Source organism: Enterobacter cloacae complex sp. 394F7 (assembly GCF_057320385.1).
The window spans coordinates 241,586-260,493 of the sequence record NZ_JBXWCS010000004.1 but is presented as its reverse complement, the minus strand read 5'-3'; the positions used below and the strand labels follow the sequence as shown (position 1 = coordinate 260,493).

Here is an 18,908-nt window from a genome sequence, read left to right as displayed (position 1 = left end):
CGGGCTGATATCCGGTAAGACGAGCGATCCAGATAAACGGCACCAGCGTACTGGTGCCGTTTTTACATTCAGGAATCCCAGGCCTGCTCTATCTTAGCGGCTTCAAACTGCGGAGGCGGTTTGCGGAAACGGCGCGTCAGCCATGTCAGGTAAAGGACCCCCAGTGCCGCCCAGATGAGGCCAAGCGTCAGGGATGTCGCCTCGAGGTTTATCCACAGCACGCCGACCGTGACGGCACCAATGAGTGGCAGCAGGAGATAGTGGAACCGATCTTTCCACGTTTTGTTCAGCCCCTTACGCCGCCAGAAATGGTTGTACACCGAGAGATTAACAAACGTAAACGCCACCAGCGCGCCAAAGTTGATCAGCGCCGTCGCGGTCACGAGGTCAAAGTACAGGGCCGACAGCGCCACTATCCCTACCATAATGACGTTCAGGGCCGGAGTACGCCATTTCGGATGCACGTAGCCAAACACCCGCTCCGGAAAGACGTTGTCACGCCCCATCACATACAATAAGCGTGAGACGCTGGCGTGTGAAGCCAGGCCTGAAGCGAGCGTATTCACAAACGTGGTACACAGAAACACCGACTGGAAGAGCTTGCCACCCACGTACAGCGCAATTTCCGGCAGCGCGGCGTCCGGGTTCTTGAAGCGCGCAATCGTCGGGAAGAAGAGTTGCATGAAAAACGAGGCAACAATGAATATCAGCCCGCCATACAGTGCGGTCAGGAAAATGGCTTTGGGAATAACCCGCGCCGCGTTTGGCGTCTCTTCCGACAGCGTGGTGACCGCGTCAAAGCCGAGGAAAGAGAAGCAGACGATAGTCGCGCCGGTAATAATCGGGATCAGATGTGCGTTCTCGCTGATAAACGGCTGCAGCGACCAGACGGTGCCAACGCCCTCCCCCTTGTGCAGGCCATGCACCACGAGTATGACAAACACCACCATGATGGCGATCTGCACCAGCACAAACAGGGTGTTAAAGTTGGCGACCAAATTAACACTCTTCAGGTTCGCCAGCGTCAGGATGGTCACAAACCCCACCACCCACACCCACGGCGGGACTTCCGGGAACAATGCGGAAAGGTAGATCTTCGCCAGCAGCACGTTGATCATCGGCAGGAAGAGATAGTCCAGCAGCGAGGACCAGCCGACCATAAATCCCAGGTGGGGTCCGATCGATTTCTGCGTGTAGGTGTACGCAGAGCCCGCTTCCGGGAACTGTCGTACCAGTTTGCCGTAGCTGATGGCGGTAAACATGACGCCCGCCAGCGCCAGGAGATACGAGGCGGGCACGTGGCCATTGCTGATACCGGACACAATGCCGAAGGTATCAAACACGGTCATGGGGGTGAGGTAAGCCAGCCCCATCATCACCACCTGCCAGAGCTTGAGGGAACTGCGCAGCCGGGCTCTCCCGACCATGCCCGGCGAATCAAGAGACGTGTTAGTCGCCATAGACCATCCCCCCCATGCTTACCGTGGTTTGCAATCGCGTTGACCTTAACGCAAACCTGCTTAGCAAAGGGGGAAGTTGTAATGAACATACGCGATCGTACCAGCGCAGCGTCTCTCGCTCGCACTCACAGCAGGCGCCTGACTGGCCCCCTTCGCCCTGCGGATAGTTGAACATCTGCATCATTTCCTACCTCGTCACACAGTGTCGTTAAGAAAGTCCCTGTGCCGCCTGCGCTCCATAACGCGACTCCCGGGAGATAGCTGGCGTGCCAGCGAACAGTTCGGCCAGGCTCCGCGCAGGCCGTTTGGTGATACGTATGCGATGAAACAAAGCGGCCCCTGACCGGGGCACGTCATCAGGCGTTTTTCAGCATCCACTCGATTTCAGTTTCGGTAATCAGGCGTTCGAACTGCAGTAATTCATCATTTTTGCAGGCGTGATAGACGTGGCAGAAACGTTCGCCCAGCCGCTCGCGAAGGTGATCGTTTTGCATAAACTCCCACAGCGCATCGCTCTGACGAATCGGGAACGGCAGTCCGTCCTGCTCCAGACCATTGCCTTCCACTTCTTCCTGCAGGGGTAAATCGTTATCCAGCCCGTGTAAAATGCCGGCAAAAATCGCCGCCATCACCAGATACGGATTCGCGTCTGCTCCCGCCACCCGGTATTCGACCCGATGGTTATGGCGATCGCCGCAGGGGATACGCAGGGCAACCGTACGATTATTGTGTCCCCATGACGCCTGCGTCGGCACGTACATTCCCGGCTGGAAACGGCGGTATGAGTTGACGTTCGGCGCCAGCAGCGCCATGGACGCTGGCATCAGATCGATCATCCCGGCCAGCGCGCGTTTCAGCAGCGCGGAATCCTCACCGCTGGCGTCTGCGAACACGTTTTCGCCTCTGTTGTTTTGCATGCTGATGTGGATATGCATCCCGCTGCCCGCATGTTCTTCATACGGCTTTGCCATAAACGTGGCGTGCATCTTGTGTTTTTCCGCCATCTGCCTGACGAGACGTTTTAACGCCAGCGCATCATCGCAGGCATCCAGCACGTTTTCCGTATGGTGCAGGTTAATCTCAAACTGGCCCGGGGAGGCTTCAGCCACTGCCCCGTCGGCGGGGATCAACTGCAGCTGCGCCAGTTCGTCAATGTCATTCAGCACGTCAGCAAAGTGGTTGAGATTATCAACCGAGTAGACCTGACTCTGCGTGTTACGCACGTCGGTGCCCGGCGCGCAGGGTGGCTGCAGATAGCCGTCAGCATCGCGTTTACGGTCAAGTAAATAGAACTCCAGCTCTACCGCTACCACGGGGAACAGACCGCGCTGGCGCAGTTGCTGCCAGAGTCGGTTGAGTACGTTCCGCGGCTCAACGTCAAAGGGAGCGCCATCTTCATCGACCATGGTGAGCTGCACCTGACCAATGTATTCCGGGTCGGCGGCGGAGGGTGTCAGGGTGCCCGGCACCGGCACACAGATACAGTCCGGCTCGCCCAGCTCCTGCCCCAGCCCTGCCTCTTCCACAACGTTACCCAGAATGTCCATGGCGAAAACCGATGCCGGGAAATAGCAGCCTTTTTCAAGTTTGCTCAGTCCGGCAACCGGGATGCGTTTGCCGCGAAAACAGCCGTTCAGGTCGGTCAGGAGGACATCAATAAACTGGGTGTCAGGATACTTTTCTAAATAGCGCTTCACTTCCTGCGTAAAGGCGCTGCCCCGCCTCTCATCCGTGTGCTGCACAAAGTTCTCAACTTCTACGATATTGGTTTCCATGATTTACCACCGTTTTTGGGATTTGCGTTCGCTGCTCTGGACTGTCAAATATAATGTCCACACTATCGAATCTGTATGCAAACAAATTGTTTGTCAAATGTTAAATTAAGTTTGCAAAAGGCAGATCTCGTTGCTAGATTGAGAAAATATTGAACGAAAAGGCCGTTTCACAGGCGAGAATGGCCTAAATTTAGTCCACTTTGTGAGGGCGATCATGGAAAATATAATGAACAAGCCAGTTATTGGCGTGGTGATGTGCAGAAACAGGCTTAAGGGTCACGAGACCCAGACCCTGCAAGAAAAGTACCTGAATGCCATTATTAACGCGGGGGGCTTACCTGTTGCCTTACCGCATGCGCTGGCAGAGCCAGAGCTTATTACCGCTCTGCTGCCAACCCTGGACGGAATTTACCTGCCGGGCAGCCCAAGTAACGTGCAGCCGCACCTTTATGGTGAAAACGGCGATGAGCCTGACGCCGATCCCGGGCGAGATCTTCTGAGTATGGCGCTGATTGCTGCCGCGCTCGAAAGGCGCATCCCCATTTTCGCCATCTGCCGGGGGCTGCAGGAAATGGTTGTTGCCACGGGAGGGACGCTGTATCGCCGCCTGTTCGAGCAGAACGACCTGCTTGAGCACCGGGAAGATCCTGAACTGCCGGTTGAGCTACAATACGCCCCTTCTCATGAAGTTCAGGTTCAGGAGGGAGGACTGCTGTCTCAATTAATACCAGGCTGTAACACATTTTGGGTAAACTCGTTACACGTGCAAGGTGCACGGACGTTAGGACCACGGCTTCGCGTGGAGGCCCGCTCGACGGACGGGCTCGTCGAAGCGGTCAGCGTTCATGACCACCCTTTTGCCCTCGGTGTGCAATGGCACCCCGAATGGAACAGCAGCGAGTACGCCCTGTCACGCATGTTGTTTGAAGGTTTTATCACCGCCTGTCAAAGCCACATTGCCGAGAAGCAACGGCTTTGACCACTACCGTAAAGGAAATGCAACTATGAGCGATGACGGACTGGCGCCAGGGAAACGTCTGTCTGAGATCCGCCAGCAATTGGGTCTCTCGCAGCGGCGTGCCGCCGAACTGTCTGGGTTAACACACAGTGCCATCAGCACCATTGAGCAGGACAAAGTCAGTCCTGCCATCAGTACGCTGCAAAAGCTGCTGAAAGTTTATGGGCTGTCGCTCTCGGAATTCTTTTCGGAACCGGAAAAACCTGATGAACCGCAGGTGGTTATTAATCAGGAAGACCTTATCGAAATAGGCAGTCAGGGGGTTTCGATGAAGCTGGTTCATAACGGAAATCCGAACCGTACGCTGGCGATGATTTTTGAAACTTACCAGCCAGGAACCACGACCGGAGAGAGGATCAAACACCAGGGGGAGGAGATCGGTACGATACTGGAAGGTGAAATAGTGCTGACCATTAATGGCCAGCCTTATCACCTGGTTGCGGGGCAAAGCTATGCCATTAATACCGGCATACCGCACAGCTTCAGCAACACCTCGGCAGGCATCTGCCGCATTATCAGTGCCCACACCCCCACCACGTTCTAATTACCACTCAGTCCCGGCGTAAGTGCGCTTACGCCGGGACAAATAAAAACGATCAATGTCGGCATTCAACGGGTTAATTCCCGGGATGCCTCACGGCTTCGTATTGCCTGAAACGGCCATGACCTTATTTATCTGATTGCGAAAGAAAGGAGTGAATATGCATTTTCAGCACCTGACTTACTGGCAGGATAAAGCAAAAAACAGCGCCATTGAGACCCGGTTATTTATTAACGGTGCCTATTGTGACGCCGCCGATAATGCCACGTTTGAAACCGTCAATCCCGCGACACAACAGACGCTGGCGAACGTGGCCCGGGGCAAGCAGGCGGACGTGGACCGTGCAGTTCAGGCGGCGCGTGAGGTATTTGAGCGCGGTAACTGGTCGCAGGCGTCTCCGGCGCAGCGCAAGGCCGTGCTCAATAAGCTCGCCGATTTAATGGAACGCCACGGCGAAGAGCTGGCCTTACTGGAAACACTGGACACCGGTAAACCCATCCGCCACAGCCTGCGCGACGATATTCCCGGCGCGGCGCGCGCCATTCGCTGGTACGCCGAAGCGGCGGATAAAGTCTACGGCGAAGTGGCACCTACGTGGCCGGGCGAACTGGCGATGATCGTGCGCGAGCCGATCGGGGTGGTTGCGGCCATCGTTCCCTGGAACTTCCCGCTGCTGCTGGCCTGCTGGAAGCTGGGCCCGGCACTGATCGCGGGCAACAGCGTGGTATTGAAACCGTCGGAGAAATCACCACTCACCGCCCTGCGGCTGGCCGGGCTGGCGAAAGAGGCAGGCCTGCCGGACGGCGTGCTGAATGTGATAAGCGGTTACGGCCACGAAGCGGGCCAGGCACTGGCACTGCATCCAGAGGTCGAGGTGCTGACGTTTACCGGCTCTACCCGTACCGGCAAGCAGCTGTTGAAGGACGCGGGAGAAAGCAACATGAAGCGCGTCTGGTTGGAGGCGGGCGGCAAGAGCGCCAACATTATCTTTGCCGACTGTCCGGACCTCGACAAAGCCGTGAGCGCGACCGCCGCCGGGATTTTTTATAACCAGGGGCAAGTCTGTATCGCCGGTACCCGCCTGCTGCTCGAAGACAGCATCGCCGATGACTTTCTGGCAAAGCTAAAAGCGCAGGCCCGTCACTGGCTGCCGGGCGATCCGCTCGACCCTGACAGCACGATGGGCATGCTCATCGACGCTGCACATGCCGATACCGTCCACACGTTTATTCGCGAGGGAACCCGAAAAGGTACGCTGCTGCTTGACGGGCGGGAACAAGCATGGCCTTGCGCAGTTGGTCCCACCATTTTTGTCGACATCGATCCTGCCTCCCCGCTGTGTCGGGAAGAGATTTTCGGGCCGGTGCTGGTCGTCACCCGTTTTAAAACCGAAGAGGAAGCCTTAACGCTGGCCAACGACAGTGAATATGGGCTTGGCGCGGCGGTATGGACCCGCGATCTTTCCCGCGCGCACCGCATGAGCCGCCGCCTGAAAGCAGGCTCGGTCTTCGTCAATAACTATAACGACGGCGATATGACCGTACCCTTTGGCGGCTATAAGCAGAGCGGCAACGGTCGCGATAAGTCCCTGCACGCGCTGGAAAAATTTACCGAACTGAAAACCATCTGGATTGCCCTGGAGTCTCAATCATGACCGAACATACCACCAGCTACTACGCGGCCAGCGCGAACGCTTACGAACCTTTCCCGACGCTTAACGAGTCGATCAGCTGTGACGTGTGCGTGGTGGGCGGCGGCTATACCGGCCTCTCCTCCGCGCTGCATCTCGCCGAAATGGGCTACGACGTGGTGCTCCTTGAAGGGGCGCGCATCGGCTTCGGCGCCAGCGGACGCAACGGCGGCCAGCTGGTTAACTCTTACAGCCGCGATATCGACGTGATTGAGAAAAACTACGGACCCGATGCCGCCAGAGTCCTCGGGAGCATGATGTTTGAAGGCGGGGAGATCATCCGGGAGCGTATCCAGCGCTATCAGATCCAGTGCGACTATCGTCCCGGCGGGCTGTTTGTGGCGCTAAACCATAAGCAATTTGAGACGCTGGAGGAGCAAAAAGCCAACTGGGAACGCTACGGCAACACGCAGCTGGAGTTGCTGGACGCCAGTGCCATCCGCCGGGAAGTCGACAGCGAACGCTATACCGGCGCGCTGCTGGACCGCAGCGGGGGGCATATTCATCCACTGAACCTGGCGATCGGCGAAGCAGACGCCATTCGCCTGAACGGCGGGCGGGTGTATGAACAGTCCCCGGTGACCGCCATTCAGCACACCAGCCCGGCGGTGGTAAGCACGCAGCATGGCCAGGTGACGGCCCGCTACGTGATCGTCGCCGGGAATGCCTACCTGGGCGACAAGATAGAACCGGAACTGGCAAAACGCAGCATGCCCTGCGGCACTCAGGTCGTGACCACCGCCCCGCTGCCGGAAGCGGTCGTCCGCACGCTGATCCCCAATAACTACTGCGTGGAAGATTGTAACTACCTGCTGGATTACTACCGCCTTACCGCCGACAACCGCCTGCTGTACGGCGGTGGCGTCGTCTATGGCGCGCGCGATCCGGACGATGTCGAGCGTCTGGTGATGCCAAAGCTGCTGAAAACCTTCCCACAGCTGGCCGGTGTCAAAATCGACTACCGCTGGACGGGCAACTTCCTGCTGACCCTGTCGCGCATGCCGCAGTTTGGTCGTCTGGATAAAAACATCTATTACATGCAGGGCTACAGCGGCCACGGCGTGACCTGCACCCACCTGGCCGGACGGCTGATTTCGGAACTGTTGCGCGGTGACGCTGAGCGCTTTGATGCGTTTGCCAACCTTCCGCACTACCCCTTCCCGGGCGGTCGCAGCCTGCGGATTCCATTCACGGCGATGGGCGCGGCGTATTACAGCCTGCGCGATCGTCTTGGCGTATGAGCGTTTCGACAAAAGGGTATCTGACATGAGTAACCAGGAATTTCATCAGCGTAGACTTTCTGCCACCCCGCGCGGCGTAGGCGTAATGTGTGATTTCTTTGCCCGCTCGGCGGAGAATGCCACGCTTACCGACGTGGAAGGCAACGACTATATTGATTTCGCCGCCGGGATCGCGGTACTGAATACCGGCCATCGTCATCCTGAACTGGTGGCCGCAGTGGAAAAACAGCTTCACCAGTTCACCCACACGGCCTACCAGATTGTGCCGTATGAAAGCTACGTTTCATTAGCCGAAAAACTTAACGAGCTGGCTCCGGTGCAGAGCCCGGCCAAAACGGCATTCTTCACAACGGGCGCGGAAGCGGTGGAAAATGCCATTAAAATCGCCCGGGCCCACACCGGCAGACCGGGCGTGATTGCCTTCGGAGGAGGCTTTCACGGTCGAACCTATATGACCATGGCATTAACCGGCAAGGTCGCGCCTTATAAGCTGGGATTTGGCCCCTTCCCGGGGTCGGTTTATCACGTGCCCTATCCCTCGGAGCTGCACGGCATCACGACGCAGGATGCCATCACGGCGATAGAACGTCTGTTCAAAGCAGACATTGAGGCGAAACAGGTAGCGGCGATTATTTTTGAACCCATTCAGGGTGAAGGCGGCTTCAACGTCGCCCCGCCAGAGCTGGTGGCCGCCATCCGCCGTATCTGTGATGAACACGGGATCGTGATGATTGCCGACGAAGTGCAGAGCGGCTTCGCCCGTACAGGTAAACTGTTTGCCATGGAACACTACGCGGACAAGCCCGACCTGATGACGATGGCGAAAAGCCTGGCAGGCGGAATGCCGCTGTCCGGCGTGGTGGGCCGCGCCGAAATCATGGACGCGCCGGCGCCCGGCGGTCTGGGGGGGACCTATGCAGGCAACCCGCTGGCGGTGGCCGCCGCGCACGCGGTGCTGAATATTATCGACAACGAGTCACTGTGCGCCCGCGCCCGGCATCTGGGCGATCGACTGAAAGCCACCCTGGAAGAGATTCAGGGCACCTTCCCTGCGCTCGTGGCGATAAGGGGAAGAGGATCGATGATTGCGGCGGAGTTTTTTGATCCCGAGAGCCGTCAACCGTCGGCCGCCATCGCGCAGGCGATCCAGCAAAAGGCACTTGCCCAGGGCCTGCTGTTATTGATCTGCGGCCAGTATGGCAACGTGATCCGCTTCCTTTATCCGCTGACCATTCCGGATGCCCAGTTCACCCAGGCGCTGGCGATCCTGCAACAGGTTATGCGTGATAAGGCCTAAGCGCCCACCGAAAACCGTCTGCCGGCATGCCGGCGACGGTTTCAACGCAGGAGATCGGCACAGATTTCCTCCGGGTGGGAAATGTTGGGGAATTTGGTCTGTTTCATTGTATGCTCCCTGAAACAGATCCCTGGCAAGAGGAAATAAGAATTGCAAAAAATATCCGCCTATCAGTCACTTGTGAAAACTTTCCAGCGTCTCTCCCGCTTCTCACACCTCTCCTCCATCGCCAGCTGGGACATGTTCACCATGATGCCGCCCGGCGGCAGCGCCGCGCGCGGTGAGGCGCTGGCGGAGATGAGCGTCCTGCAACATCAGATCCTGACCGACAAAAAAGTGGGCGACCTGCTGGCTGCGGCGGCAGGTGAAGATCTGAACGATGTCGAACAGGCCAACCTGCGCGAAATGACGCGTCAATATCAACAGGCCTCGCTGCTGCCGGAATCGCTGGTGGAAGCCAAATCGCTGGCGGGCAACAAGTGTGAACACGCCTGGCGTACCCAGCGTCCGGCCAACGACTGGCAGGGTTTTTCCGCCAACCTGAAAGAGGTGGTCAAACTGAGCCGCGAAGAGGCGCGTCTGCGCGCGGATGCCAAAGGTTGCTCCCCTTACGACGCACTGCTCGATATTTTTGAGCCGGATATGACCAGCGCGCGCCTGGACGTGCTCTTTGCTGATATGAAGTCCTGGCTGCCGGATCTGCTGGCAAATGTGGTCGAAAAACAGGCAAAGCAGTCGTTCGTCCCGCCGCAGGGACCTTTCCCGACGGCAACGCAGCGTGAGCTGGGGCTGGAAGCCATGAAGATGCTCGGCTTCGATTTTAACGGTGGTCGTCTGGACGTGAGCGCACACCCGTTCTGCGGCGGCGTGCCGGAAGATGTGCGCATTACCACACGTTATGACGAAGATGAACTCCTCAGCGCCCTGTTTGGTGTGATCCACGAAACCGGACACGCGCGCTACGAACAGAACCTGCCGCGCGCGTGGGCCGGTCAGCCCGTTGCCCTGGCACGTTCAACGGCAATCCACGAATCCCAGAGTCTGTTCTTTGAGATGCAGCTTGGCCGCAGCGAGGCGTTCCTGAAACATCTCCTCCCTGCCGTTCATGCCCGTTTTGGTAGCCAGGCGGCGTTTAGCGAAGAGAACTTTATCGCCTGGAACCAGCGCGTGAAGCCGGGCTATATCCGCGTCGATGCCGACGAAGTGAGCTACCCGGCACACGTGGTGCTGCGCTATGAGATTGAGCGGGCGCTGATCAATGGCGATATCGAGGTGGAGGACATCCCGGCCCTGTGGGATGAGAAAATGCAGGCCTGGCTCGGGTTATCCACCAAAGACAACTACCGCAACGGCTGTATGCAGGATATCCACTGGACCGACGGCGGATTCGGTTACTTCCCGTCTTATACGCTGGGGGCGATGTACGCCGCGCAGCTGTTCCATGCCGCGAAAACGGCACTGCCAGGTCTGCAGGCCTCTATCGCTGACGGGGATCTTTTGGCCCTGTTTGACTGGCTGCGCCAGAACGTCTGGCAACACGGCAGCCGGTTTACCACATCACAGCTGATCACCCAGGCGACGGGAGAAGATCTGAATATCCGCTACTTCCGTGAACACCTGACCTCGCGTTACCTGTAATGACCCACGCCGGGGAAAGCCCCCGGCGTTGTACAAACGGTTACACGCCGATACCAATCACTCACGGAAACCCCGAATTTACAGGGATATAGTTATTTCAACGGCCCCGCAGTGGGGTTAAATGAAAAACCAAATTCGAGGGTATGAACATGAATAAAGTATTAGCTCTGGTTGTTGCCGCTGCTATGGGTCTGTCTTCTGCTGCGTTCGCTGCTGAGACTACTGCAACTGCTCCTGCTGCAACCACCGCTGCACCGGCAAAAACGGTACACCACAAGAAACATCACAAAGCCGCTAAACCTGCTGCTGAGCAAAAAGCGCAGGCGGCTAAAAAGCACCACAAAAAAGCCGTAAAACAAGACGCCGCTAAACCTGCTGTTGAGCAGAAAGCACAGGCCGCCAAAAAGCACCACAAAAAAGCGACTAAACCCGCTGTAGAGCAGAAAGCTCAGGCCGCTAAAAAGCATCACAAAAAAGCAGTAAAACACGAAGCTGCTAAACCAGCTGCTCAGCCAGCTGCGTAAGAGTACAAGCTAAACCGTGCCCTTCGGGGCACGTTGGTAAACCGGCGCTGAACCTTTCAATACAGCGCCGTTTTTTTATCCGGAGGGCGTATGCTGCGACGCTATCGGTTTGAGTTGATCCTTATCCTGCTTATTTTATGCGCGCTCATCGCAAGCCAGTTTTATCTTTCCTGATCGTAGCACGCTGATTTTACTCCCACTTTAGCGCTGTCCCGTCTATAGTATTTTCATAGGGTTCACTTTTAATAATCATAATTACCCCCACCAGAGTGTGATATGCGTAAATCTGTTGTGTTATTACTGGGAACGTTTGCTCTTTTTTCTGGATTCGCGCATGCGGATGATGGCGATGATGACACCATTAGCGCGAAAGAGCTTAAAACGCTGTTTTTCGGTCATGATGATCGTACGCGTGTCGCCGATCCTACCCAGGCCCCGTGGGATGCCATCGGGCAACTGGAAACCGCCAGCGGTAACTTATGCACCGCCACGTTGATTACCCCTCAGCTTGCCCTGACCGCAGGCCATTGCCTGTTGACGCCGCCGGACGGCAAACCCGACAAAGCCGTGGTACTGCGATTTGTGTCTCAGAAAGGGATGTGGCGCTATGAAATTCACGGGATTGAAGGCCGGGTTGACCCTTCGCTGGGTAAGCGCCTGAAACCGGACGGCGACGGCTGGATAGTCCCGCCCGCTGCGGCCTCCTGGGATTTCGGTCTCATCATTTTGCGCTACCCGCCTTCTGGTATCACTCCTCTGCCCCTGTTTGATGGCGATAAAGCCGCGCTGACCGCCGCGCTGAAAGCCGTCGATCGCAAGGTGACGCAATCCGGTTATCCGGTCGATCATCTGGATACGCTGTACACCCACACCGACTGCATTGTGACCGGCTGGGCGCAAAACAGCGTACTCTCTCACCAGTGCGATACGTTACCGGGCGACAGTGGCTCACCGCTGATGCTGAAAACGGATAACGGCTGGCAGTTGATTGGTGTGCAGAGTTCAGCCCCGGCGGCCAAAGACCGATGGCGCGCGGATAACCGTGCTCTCTCGGTGACCGGTTTTCGCGACAAGCTGGAAGCGCTGGCACAATAACAGGCCAGCGCCGCCTCGCCTGACGTCATCAGGCGAGTTTTATCATAATCATACCGGCCAGCAGCAATACCAGGCCGATCCAGCCTTTATTATTTAACCGTTGGCCGAAGAGCACCCACCCTGCTGCCAGGGTCGCGGCAATACCAAACCCGCCCCACAGGGCATAGGCTACTGACAGATCGATACCTTTGACCGCCTGAGACAGGGCGCTAAACGCCCCCAGCACAGCGGCAATCGACATCAGGCCGTAAACTTTACGGCGAAAACCATCAGAGAATTTCAGAAACACGTTCGCCAGAATTTCCAGAACAATGGCGAACCCCAGCCAGGCCGCGTGGATCCATTCAAACTGCTGCATGGGTCTGCTCCTTCTGCGGTTTTGTCGGTTTACGTGTACCCGATTTAATCAGCACAATCCCGACTACCAGCGTCGTCAATCCGGCGATCTTCATTGTTGATAAGGTTTCGTCAAATAACAAAACGCTGAACAGCGTAATCAACAAAATACCGATACCTTCCCAGAGGGCATAAGCCACCCCCAGCGCGATTTTCTTCACCGCAAACGAGAGGAAAATATAGGAAAGCGAAATCATCACCAGCATTAAAATAAAACCGGTATTGCCATCGCTGACGCTTGCCCATTTCATAGACAGCGTGCCGGTAATTTCAGCGAGAATAGCCAGGGCTAATAAAATCCAGTAAAACATGTTTTTCTCCTGCTTGAGAATATAATCCATTGCGGCTCGCTGCGAACAGCAAACCCAAAAAAGGAAATTAAATCAGATAGCTAAGCGCATAGCGCCAGCTCAGGCAGAAGACGTGACTATAGCGCGTTGCGCCAGTGTTGCTCACCGGACACAAGGAAGAAAGAGGTGGAGAATGCAGCAGTATGGTTTGAAGAATACGTCCTGAACAAATTGTCCATAAAATTACAATTATCCGCGGTGTTGCTTCTCGTCTTTGCGGATCAAAATTGTCCTCGGTAGTTAAACACGCTAAATTTGTACCATAAGCCAGGATTTTACTCAAAGTCTTTTCAATTCTTTACCGAGGCCGTTTGATTTTGGTTAGTTTATTAAACGCCTTTCGCCTTTATTATAAATAAAAAAATACGCAGGAATTGCCATGGCTAAACCCATCATTACCCTGAACGGCCTCAAGATTGTCATCATGCTCGGTATGCTGGTGATCATCCTGACGGGCGTTCGTTTTGCCGCCGATATTATCGTGCCTTTTATTCTGGCGCTGTTTATTGCAGTGATCCTTAACCCGCTGGTTCAGCGCATGGTGCGGATACGCATACCGCGCGTGCTGGCGATCACCCTGCTCATCAGCATCATTATTATCGCGATGGTGCTGCTGGTCGCTTATCTGGGCACGTCCCTGAATGAACTGGCGCGCACGCTGCCGAAATACCGCTCGTCGCTGGTGATACCGCTGTTGCAGATTGAACCCTGGCTGCAGCGCGCGGGCATTGAAGTCTCCGTTGAGGAACTGCTGAAGTATATCGATCCCAACGCGGCCATGACCCTCGTCACCAGCCTGCTGGCGCAGCTCTCCAACGCCATGACCTCTATTTTCCTGCTGTTTTTAACCGTGGTGTTTATGCTGCTGGAGGTGCCGCAACTGCCTGCCAAATTGCAGCATATAATGGTTCGGCCGGTGGAAGGCATGGGCGCGATTCAGCGTGCGCTGGACAGTGTTTCCCGCTATCTGGTGCTGAAAACGGCGATCAGTCTCGTCACCGGGTGTGTTGTCTGGGGCATGCTGGTTGCGCTGGATGTGCGGTTTGCGTTCGTCTGGGGACTGCTCGCCTTTGCGCTTAACTATATTCCCAACATCGGTTCCGTGCTGGCGGCCATCCCGCCTATTCTGCAGGTGCTGGTTTTCAGTGGTTTGTATGATGCCCTGATTCTGCTGGCCGGTTATCTGGTAATTAACCTGGTCTTCGGAAACATTCTTGAACCGCGCATGATGGGACGCGGGCTCGGGCTTTCGACCCTGGTGGTGTTTTTGTCCCTGATATTCTGGGGTTGGCTGCTCGGCCCCGTTGGCATGCTGCTCTCCGTTCCGCTGACCATCATCGTCAAGATTGCGCTTGAGCAGACGGCGGGCGGGCAAAGTATCGCCGTACTGCTGAGCGATATGAGCCACAGAGGCTGAGCAACCCGTCAGTTTACCTACTCGCGCCAGCCCATTGCTGGCGCCACATGTTTGAGGATCGACTCAATCACATGCGCGTTGTAGTCCACGCCAAGCTGATTCGGTACGGTCAGTAACAGGGTATCCGCTTCGGCTATCGCGTCGTCCTGCTTCAATTGTTCAACCAGCTTGTCGGGCTCTGCCGCATAGCTGCGCCCGAAAATCGCCCGCGTTTTTTCATCCAGATAGCCCACGCTATCGTTGTCGTTGCGGCTGGCCCCGAAATACATCCGGTCACGATCGTCCATCAGGGCAAAGATACTGCGGCTCACCGACACGCGCGGCTGACGGGTATGGCCCGCCTCAGCCCAGGCCTGACGATACGCGCGGATCTGTTTTGCCTGCTGAATATGGAACGGCTCGCCGGTTTCATCGTCTTTCAGCGTTGAGCTTTGCAGGTTCATGCCCAGTCTGGCGGCCCAGACCGCCGTTGCATTTGAACCGGCGCCCCACCAGATGCGGTCGCGTAAACCTTCGGAATGAGGCTCCAGGCGCAGCAGGCCCGGCGGGTTCGGGAACATCGGTTGCGGGTTTGGTTTCGCAAACCCTTCTCCGCGCAGCACCTCAAGCAGCACCTCGGTATGACGACGCGCCATATCCGATTCGTTTTCCCCTTCCTGCGGGACATAGCCAAAGTGACGCCAGCCATCAATCACCTGCTCCGGCGAGCCGCGGCTAATTCCCAGCTGCAAACGCCCGCCAGAGATCAGATCCGCCGCCCCGGCATCCTCCGCCATGTACATTGGGTTTTCATACCGCATGTCGATCACGCCGGTACCGATTTCGATGTTTTTGGTTTTTGCGCCTATCGCCGCAAGCAAGGGGAACGGCGAGCTGAGCTGGCGGGCAAAGTGGTGCACACGGAAATAAGCGCCATCGGCACCCAGCTCTTCAGCGGCCACGGCCAGGTCGATGGACTGCAGCAGCGTGTCCGCTGCGGTTCGGGTACCGGACTGTGGCGACGGCGTCCAGTGACCAAATGATAAAAATCCGATCTTTTTCATAAGGGGTAATCCTGAGAATGTGTTGCGTTTCTTCTACTCTACGCATTACCAGGCAACAATAAATGCCGTTTATTTAACGGAAAGCGTCAAATAAATTGACTGACCTGAGCAGATCGCTATTGCGTTCCATAATGGGATATAATTTCGCTCACTCTTTTCCTGGCAGGTAAAACCGGCAATGGCTCTGATCCCTAAAAACTACGCGCGGCTGGAAAGCGGCTACCGTGAAAAAGCATTAAAAATTTATCCATGGGTCTGTGGGCGCTGCTCACGGGAATTTGTCTATTCCAACCTTCGGGAACTGACGGTTCACCATATCGATCACGACCATACCAATAACCCGGAAGATGGCAGTAACTGGGAGCTGTTGTGCCTGTTTTGCCACGATCATGAACACTCGAAGTACACCGAGGCGGATCAGTACGGCACCACCGTTGTCGCGGGAGAAGACGCGCAAAAAGATGTGGGTGTCGCCACCTTTAATCCGTTTGCTGATTTGAAAGCGATGATGAACAAGAAGAAATAATCTTCCAGGAATTTTCTCGCTCCGGCCAGCTCTGTTCACCCGTATACATAGACGTACCAGGTAATGACATAGATGGCCGTAATGATTACCCCGGCTACGCCGAGGAAGATCGCATCTCTCACCACTACACTAGAATGTCCAGGTGATGGCGGCGGTGACAGCGCCTTCGTTACGTCGCGATACGATCGGGCTGTTATTTGCATGCTCCCCAAGCCAGGTGTAGTCGGCACTCAGTACCGTGCCCCAATGGGTATCGAACTGATGACTCCATGTCAGGCTGCTGTCTATACCGTAGAATCCACCGGGCGCTGAATAACGGCTATAACCGGAGCGCTGACTCTGCTGCTGACTGACCCCATACCAGGTATTGAGGTAACGGCTGTCGCCAAACAGGGATGCAGACTGAAAAGCAATCGTGTCCTGACTGGTTTGTAGAGGGAGCAGCGTAACAGAGGCCTGGTAGTTTACCCCCTGACTGTCCGTTACAGGCAGCGTCGCTTTGCCTTCCACACTCAGCCAGGAAGTGATTTGCCAGCCGACCGCCAGTCCGGTATTCAGGCTGGTATCGATCTCTCCCATCCCTTTCAGATTATTCGCTCCCTCGCGCCAGCTGGCGTTTTCGTCCGCCCTCCCCAGGTCGTAACCCAGCGTATGTTCAAGGTACACGCCGCTGTCATTTTGCAGGTCATATCCAATGCCTTTCTGCGCATCAATAAAGAATGCACCTTTGCGCCCCTGTAAAACAGGAACCCCTTGCCATACCTGCTTGTCAGAGCCTGAATAACGAGGCGCATAGCGTCCTCCTGCCCCAATCGTCAAATAGTCGGAAGACGTTTGTGCCTCATCGGCGTGTACGCCGGATGCTGCCGTCATCAGAAACGGAACGGTCATATACAGGGCTTTTTTTCTCGCTATCATACTGGTCTCCACTTCTACGTTGTGCGCAGTATGATTTGGCTAAATCAATGAATAGTCGGGATAGTGTTAAGAAACGGTCAAGGTGAACAGATGTTGTCCAGAAGAGTGCTGATTATTGAAGATGATGCCGATGCGGCTGGCGTACTTGAAGCTTATTTACGCCGTGAAAATTACGATGTGACCGTCACGGGGGACGGGCTGGCCGGGCTGGAGATGGCGCAACGCTGGAAACCCGATCTTGTCTTGCTGGATGTCATGCTTCCCGGACTCAACGGAACTGAGGTGCTGGCCAGCCTGCGTCGCAAAAGCGATGTGCCCGTTATCATGGTGACGGCTATGGGCGATACGCCCGATCGCATCGGCGCGTTGAGATACGGGGCTGATGACTATGTCGTTAAACCCTATCATCCAGGTGAAGTCGTGGCACGGGTGCAGGCGGTGCTGCGCCGGAGCAATAAAAACACGCGCGAAGAAGAGATCCTTCGCTGGCAGACGCTGGAGGTGGATGTCACGGCCATTGTGGCGAGCATCATCAATGATGACAACACGCCGCGGGTTCTGGATCTGACCCCAACGGAATTTTCGCTACTGACCACGCTGATGCGTTCACCTTCGCGTCCTTTTTCCCGTCAATATTTACTGGAGCACTGTTTGCCGGAAAGCGAGGCCCTGGAGCGGGTGGTGGATACCCATATTTATAACCTGCGTAAAAAACTCGAAGCCGCGGGTCTTTCCGGCGTGCTGGTTAACGTTCGCGGCGTGGGTTACAGGTTCAGACAGCCATGATAAAGACCCGTCATTCCTCCCTCTGGCGCTGGATTTGCGCGCGCATCCTGGCGCTGGCGATTGGCAGCGTGATTGTTATAGCAGCCTGTATGTGGCTGCGTTACGCCGTGCAGAACTACTGGATAATGGGCAAAATGCCCGCAGCGGTCCGGCAGGAGTTTCTCACGCTCAGCCAGAATCCGCAGTCAAACCCGGCCCGCTTTCACGATATTGTAGACAGCTGGTGGGGGCTCAGTTACTCCACCCCGTCTATCGCCTCGGCTGACTGGGTCACCGTGGCTCTGCTGGTGCTGGTGATGATCCCCTTCATTGTGGTGATGGGACTTAAGCACGCTCGTCCTCTGGCGCTGCAGTTCAGCTGTCTTCGTGATGCGGCCAAAGATGTGGCCGATGGGCAGTTTGGCCGACAGGCAGAGCTGGTGAAAGATGCGCCCGCAGAAATGATCAGCTTTGCGGCTGACTTTAATACCATGACCGGACAACTGGCTCGCTATGAAAAGGAGCTTCGCGCCTCGCACGTTGCCATGGCACATGAGCTGCGCTCTCCCCTGACGGCAGCCATTGGACGTCTGCAGGGTATGATGGACGGCGTGTTTGACGCCACCCCGGAGCAGTTGGGGATGGTGATGAAACAGCTCCAGCACCTCAACCGGCTGACCGATGAATTGCACCTTCTCTCTTTGGCTGATGCGGGAAATCTTGTGCTTGAAGACAGGCCATTCCGTCTGGATGAGCTGATTCAGGAGCGGGCAGACTGGATAACCCCACAGGCCGATGCGCATAATTTTACGATAACGTTGCGTAACCCGCGCCCATGCCCCTTCAGAGGCGATGCGTTCCGTATGGGACAGGTGTTTACGATCCTCATGGAGAATTCACTCCGCTACGGACGCGAGGGAGGCCATCTGGAGGTGGTGCTGCATTATGCCCAGGGGCAGTACACCCTCGAATTCGCCGATGACGGTCCGGGTGTATCAAAGCACTTTTTACCGGACATGTTTAAGCGATTTAGCCGCGAGGAACAATCACGCGCCCGGCACTCCGGTGGCAGCGGCCTCGGTTTATCAATTGCGCAGGCGATTTGTCAGGCGCATGGGGGAAGTATTAGCGCGTCATTACCAGAAACCGGAGGGCTTCTGGTGCGCATCCAGCTGCCCTGGCGCGCTTGTGACGAGGAAAATTCCCGCTCTTGA

General features: G+C 56.2%; 20 protein-coding genes and 1 pseudogene. 13 read left to right on the top strand and 8 right to left on the bottom strand.

What is annotated here, in order from left to right; translation table 11 throughout:
- Positions 1 to 68 precede the first annotated feature (68 nt).
- The 3 genes from AC2FAK_RS08230 to AC2FAK_RS08220 form a co-directional block, all read right to left on the bottom strand.
- The gene (locus AC2FAK_RS08230; RefSeq protein ID WP_095454777.1) at positions 69 to 1,460 is read right to left on the bottom strand and encodes an APC family permease; all 1,392 of its coding nucleotides are present in this window, start codon (positions 1,458 to 1,460) and stop codon (positions 69 to 71) included.
- A complete protein-coding gene (locus AC2FAK_RS08225) occupies positions 1,450 to 1,635 on the bottom strand; it encodes a hypothetical protein (protein ID WP_418250462.1) in 186 nt (61 codons plus the stop codon). The genes AC2FAK_RS08230 and AC2FAK_RS08225 overlap by 11 nt, the downstream gene beginning before the upstream one ends.
- 181 nt (positions 1,636 to 1,816) lie before the next feature.
- Complete coding sequence (locus AC2FAK_RS08220) at positions 1,817 to 3,235, bottom strand: glutamine synthetase family protein (RefSeq protein WP_013096832.1); 1,419 nt, start codon at positions 3,233 to 3,235, stop codon at positions 1,817 to 1,819.
- Positions 3,236 to 3,449: 214 nt separating this feature from the next.
- Between AC2FAK_RS08220 and puuD the strand changes: the two genes are divergently transcribed.
- The 9 genes from puuD (at position 3,450) to AC2FAK_RS08175 (ending at position 12,279) form a co-directional block, all read left to right on the top strand.
- Entirely contained in the window at positions 3,450 to 4,214 is a 765-nt protein-coding gene (gene puuD / locus AC2FAK_RS08215) for a gamma-glutamyl-gamma-aminobutyrate hydrolase (protein WP_095454854.1), read from the top strand.
- A 25-nt stretch (positions 4,215 to 4,239) separates the two neighbouring features.
- Positions 4,240 to 4,797, top strand: coding sequence for an HTH-type transcriptional regulator PuuR (puuR, locus tag AC2FAK_RS08210; protein ID WP_013096835.1), 558 nt, complete (start codon positions 4,240 to 4,242; stop codon positions 4,795 to 4,797).
- A gap of 157 nt (positions 4,798 to 4,954) precedes the next feature.
- Positions 4,955 to 6,448 (top strand): aldehyde dehydrogenase PuuC, encoded by a 1,494-nt coding sequence (gene puuC, locus AC2FAK_RS08205; protein ID WP_311379464.1) that lies wholly within the window; start codon positions 4,955 to 4,957, stop codon positions 6,446 to 6,448.
- Positions 6,445 to 7,725 (top strand): NAD(P)/FAD-dependent oxidoreductase, encoded by a 1,281-nt coding sequence (locus AC2FAK_RS08200; RefSeq protein WP_095454779.1) that lies wholly within the window; start codon positions 6,445 to 6,447, stop codon positions 7,723 to 7,725. The genes puuC and AC2FAK_RS08200 overlap by 4 nt, the downstream gene beginning before the upstream one ends.
- A gap of 25 nt (positions 7,726 to 7,750) precedes the next feature.
- Positions 7,751 to 9,022, top strand: coding sequence for a 4-aminobutyrate transaminase (gene puuE / locus AC2FAK_RS08195; protein ID WP_095454780.1), 1,272 nt, complete (start codon positions 7,751 to 7,753; stop codon positions 9,020 to 9,022).
- A 150-nt stretch (positions 9,023 to 9,172) separates the two neighbouring features.
- A complete protein-coding gene (locus AC2FAK_RS08190) occupies positions 9,173 to 10,660 on the top strand; it encodes a carboxypeptidase M32 (RefSeq protein ID WP_095454781.1) in 1,488 nt (495 codons plus the stop codon).
- Between the two features lie 149 nt (positions 10,661 to 10,809).
- A complete protein-coding gene (gene asr / locus AC2FAK_RS08185; protein WP_095454782.1) occupies positions 10,810 to 11,184 on the top strand; it encodes an acid resistance repetitive basic protein Asr in 375 nt (124 codons plus the stop codon).
- Positions 11,185 to 11,274: 90 nt separating this feature from the next.
- On the top strand, positions 11,275 to 11,358 hold the full coding sequence (gene ydgU / locus AC2FAK_RS08180) for a small membrane protein YdgU (RefSeq protein ID WP_020688251.1): 84 nt from the start codon (positions 11,275 to 11,277) through the stop codon (positions 11,356 to 11,358).
- A gap of 102 nt (positions 11,359 to 11,460) precedes the next feature.
- Positions 11,461 to 12,279: a trypsin-like serine peptidase gene (locus AC2FAK_RS08175; RefSeq protein ID WP_013096841.1), complete on the top strand. Its 819-nt coding sequence runs from the start codon at positions 11,461 to 11,463 to the stop codon at positions 12,277 to 12,279.
- A 28-nt stretch (positions 12,280 to 12,307) separates the two neighbouring features.
- Here AC2FAK_RS08175 and mdtI read toward each other — a convergent pair whose 3' ends face one another.
- The 3 genes and pseudogenes from mdtI to AC2FAK_RS08160 all read right to left on the bottom strand — a co-directional run bounded on the left by mdtI (position 12,308) and on the right by AC2FAK_RS08160 (position 13,273).
- Positions 12,308 to 12,637, bottom strand: coding sequence for a multidrug/spermidine efflux SMR transporter subunit MdtI (gene mdtI, locus AC2FAK_RS08170; RefSeq protein ID WP_013096842.1), 330 nt, complete (start codon positions 12,635 to 12,637; stop codon positions 12,308 to 12,310).
- On the bottom strand, positions 12,624 to 12,986 hold the full coding sequence (gene mdtJ / locus AC2FAK_RS08165) for a multidrug/spermidine efflux SMR transporter subunit MdtJ (RefSeq protein WP_029882799.1): 363 nt from the start codon (positions 12,984 to 12,986) through the stop codon (positions 12,624 to 12,626). The genes mdtI and mdtJ overlap by 14 nt, the downstream gene beginning before the upstream one ends.
- A gap of 116 nt (positions 12,987 to 13,102) precedes the next feature.
- Positions 13,103 to 13,273, bottom strand: a pseudogene (locus tag AC2FAK_RS08160) (protein YdgV).
- A 131-nt stretch (positions 13,274 to 13,404) separates the two neighbouring features.
- On the opposite strand from AC2FAK_RS08160, the gene AC2FAK_RS08155 reads away from it, so the two are divergent.
- Complete coding sequence (locus AC2FAK_RS08155) at positions 13,405 to 14,442, top strand: AI-2E family transporter (protein ID WP_020688252.1); 1,038 nt, start codon at positions 13,405 to 13,407, stop codon at positions 14,440 to 14,442.
- 17 nt (positions 14,443 to 14,459) lie between these two features.
- Here AC2FAK_RS08155 and AC2FAK_RS08150 read toward each other — a convergent pair whose 3' ends face one another.
- Positions 14,460 to 15,485: an LLM class flavin-dependent oxidoreductase gene (locus AC2FAK_RS08150; protein WP_311379463.1), complete on the bottom strand. Its 1,026-nt coding sequence runs from the start codon at positions 15,483 to 15,485 to the stop codon at positions 14,460 to 14,462.
- A 178-nt stretch (positions 15,486 to 15,663) separates the two neighbouring features.
- Between AC2FAK_RS08150 and yajD the strand changes: the two genes are divergently transcribed.
- Positions 15,664 to 16,011: an HNH nuclease YajD gene (gene yajD / locus AC2FAK_RS08145; RefSeq protein WP_006808895.1), complete on the top strand. Its 348-nt coding sequence runs from the start codon at positions 15,664 to 15,666 to the stop codon at positions 16,009 to 16,011.
- Between the two features lie 129 nt (positions 16,012 to 16,140).
- Here the strand turns inward: yajD and AC2FAK_RS08140 are convergent, their stop codons facing one another.
- On the bottom strand, positions 16,141 to 16,929 hold the full coding sequence (locus AC2FAK_RS08140) for a MipA/OmpV family protein (RefSeq protein WP_038419268.1): 789 nt from the start codon (positions 16,927 to 16,929) through the stop codon (positions 16,141 to 16,143).
- Between the two features lie 90 nt (positions 16,930 to 17,019).
- Between AC2FAK_RS08140 and AC2FAK_RS08135 the strand changes: the two genes are divergently transcribed.
- The gene (locus AC2FAK_RS08135) at positions 17,020 to 17,715 is read left to right on the top strand and encodes a response regulator (RefSeq protein ID WP_038419267.1); all 696 of its coding nucleotides are present in this window, start codon (positions 17,020 to 17,022) and stop codon (positions 17,713 to 17,715) included.
- Complete coding sequence (locus tag AC2FAK_RS08130) at positions 17,712 to 18,908, top strand: sensor histidine kinase (RefSeq protein ID WP_095454783.1); 1,197 nt, start codon at positions 17,712 to 17,714, stop codon at positions 18,906 to 18,908. The genes AC2FAK_RS08135 and AC2FAK_RS08130 overlap by 4 nt, the downstream gene beginning before the upstream one ends.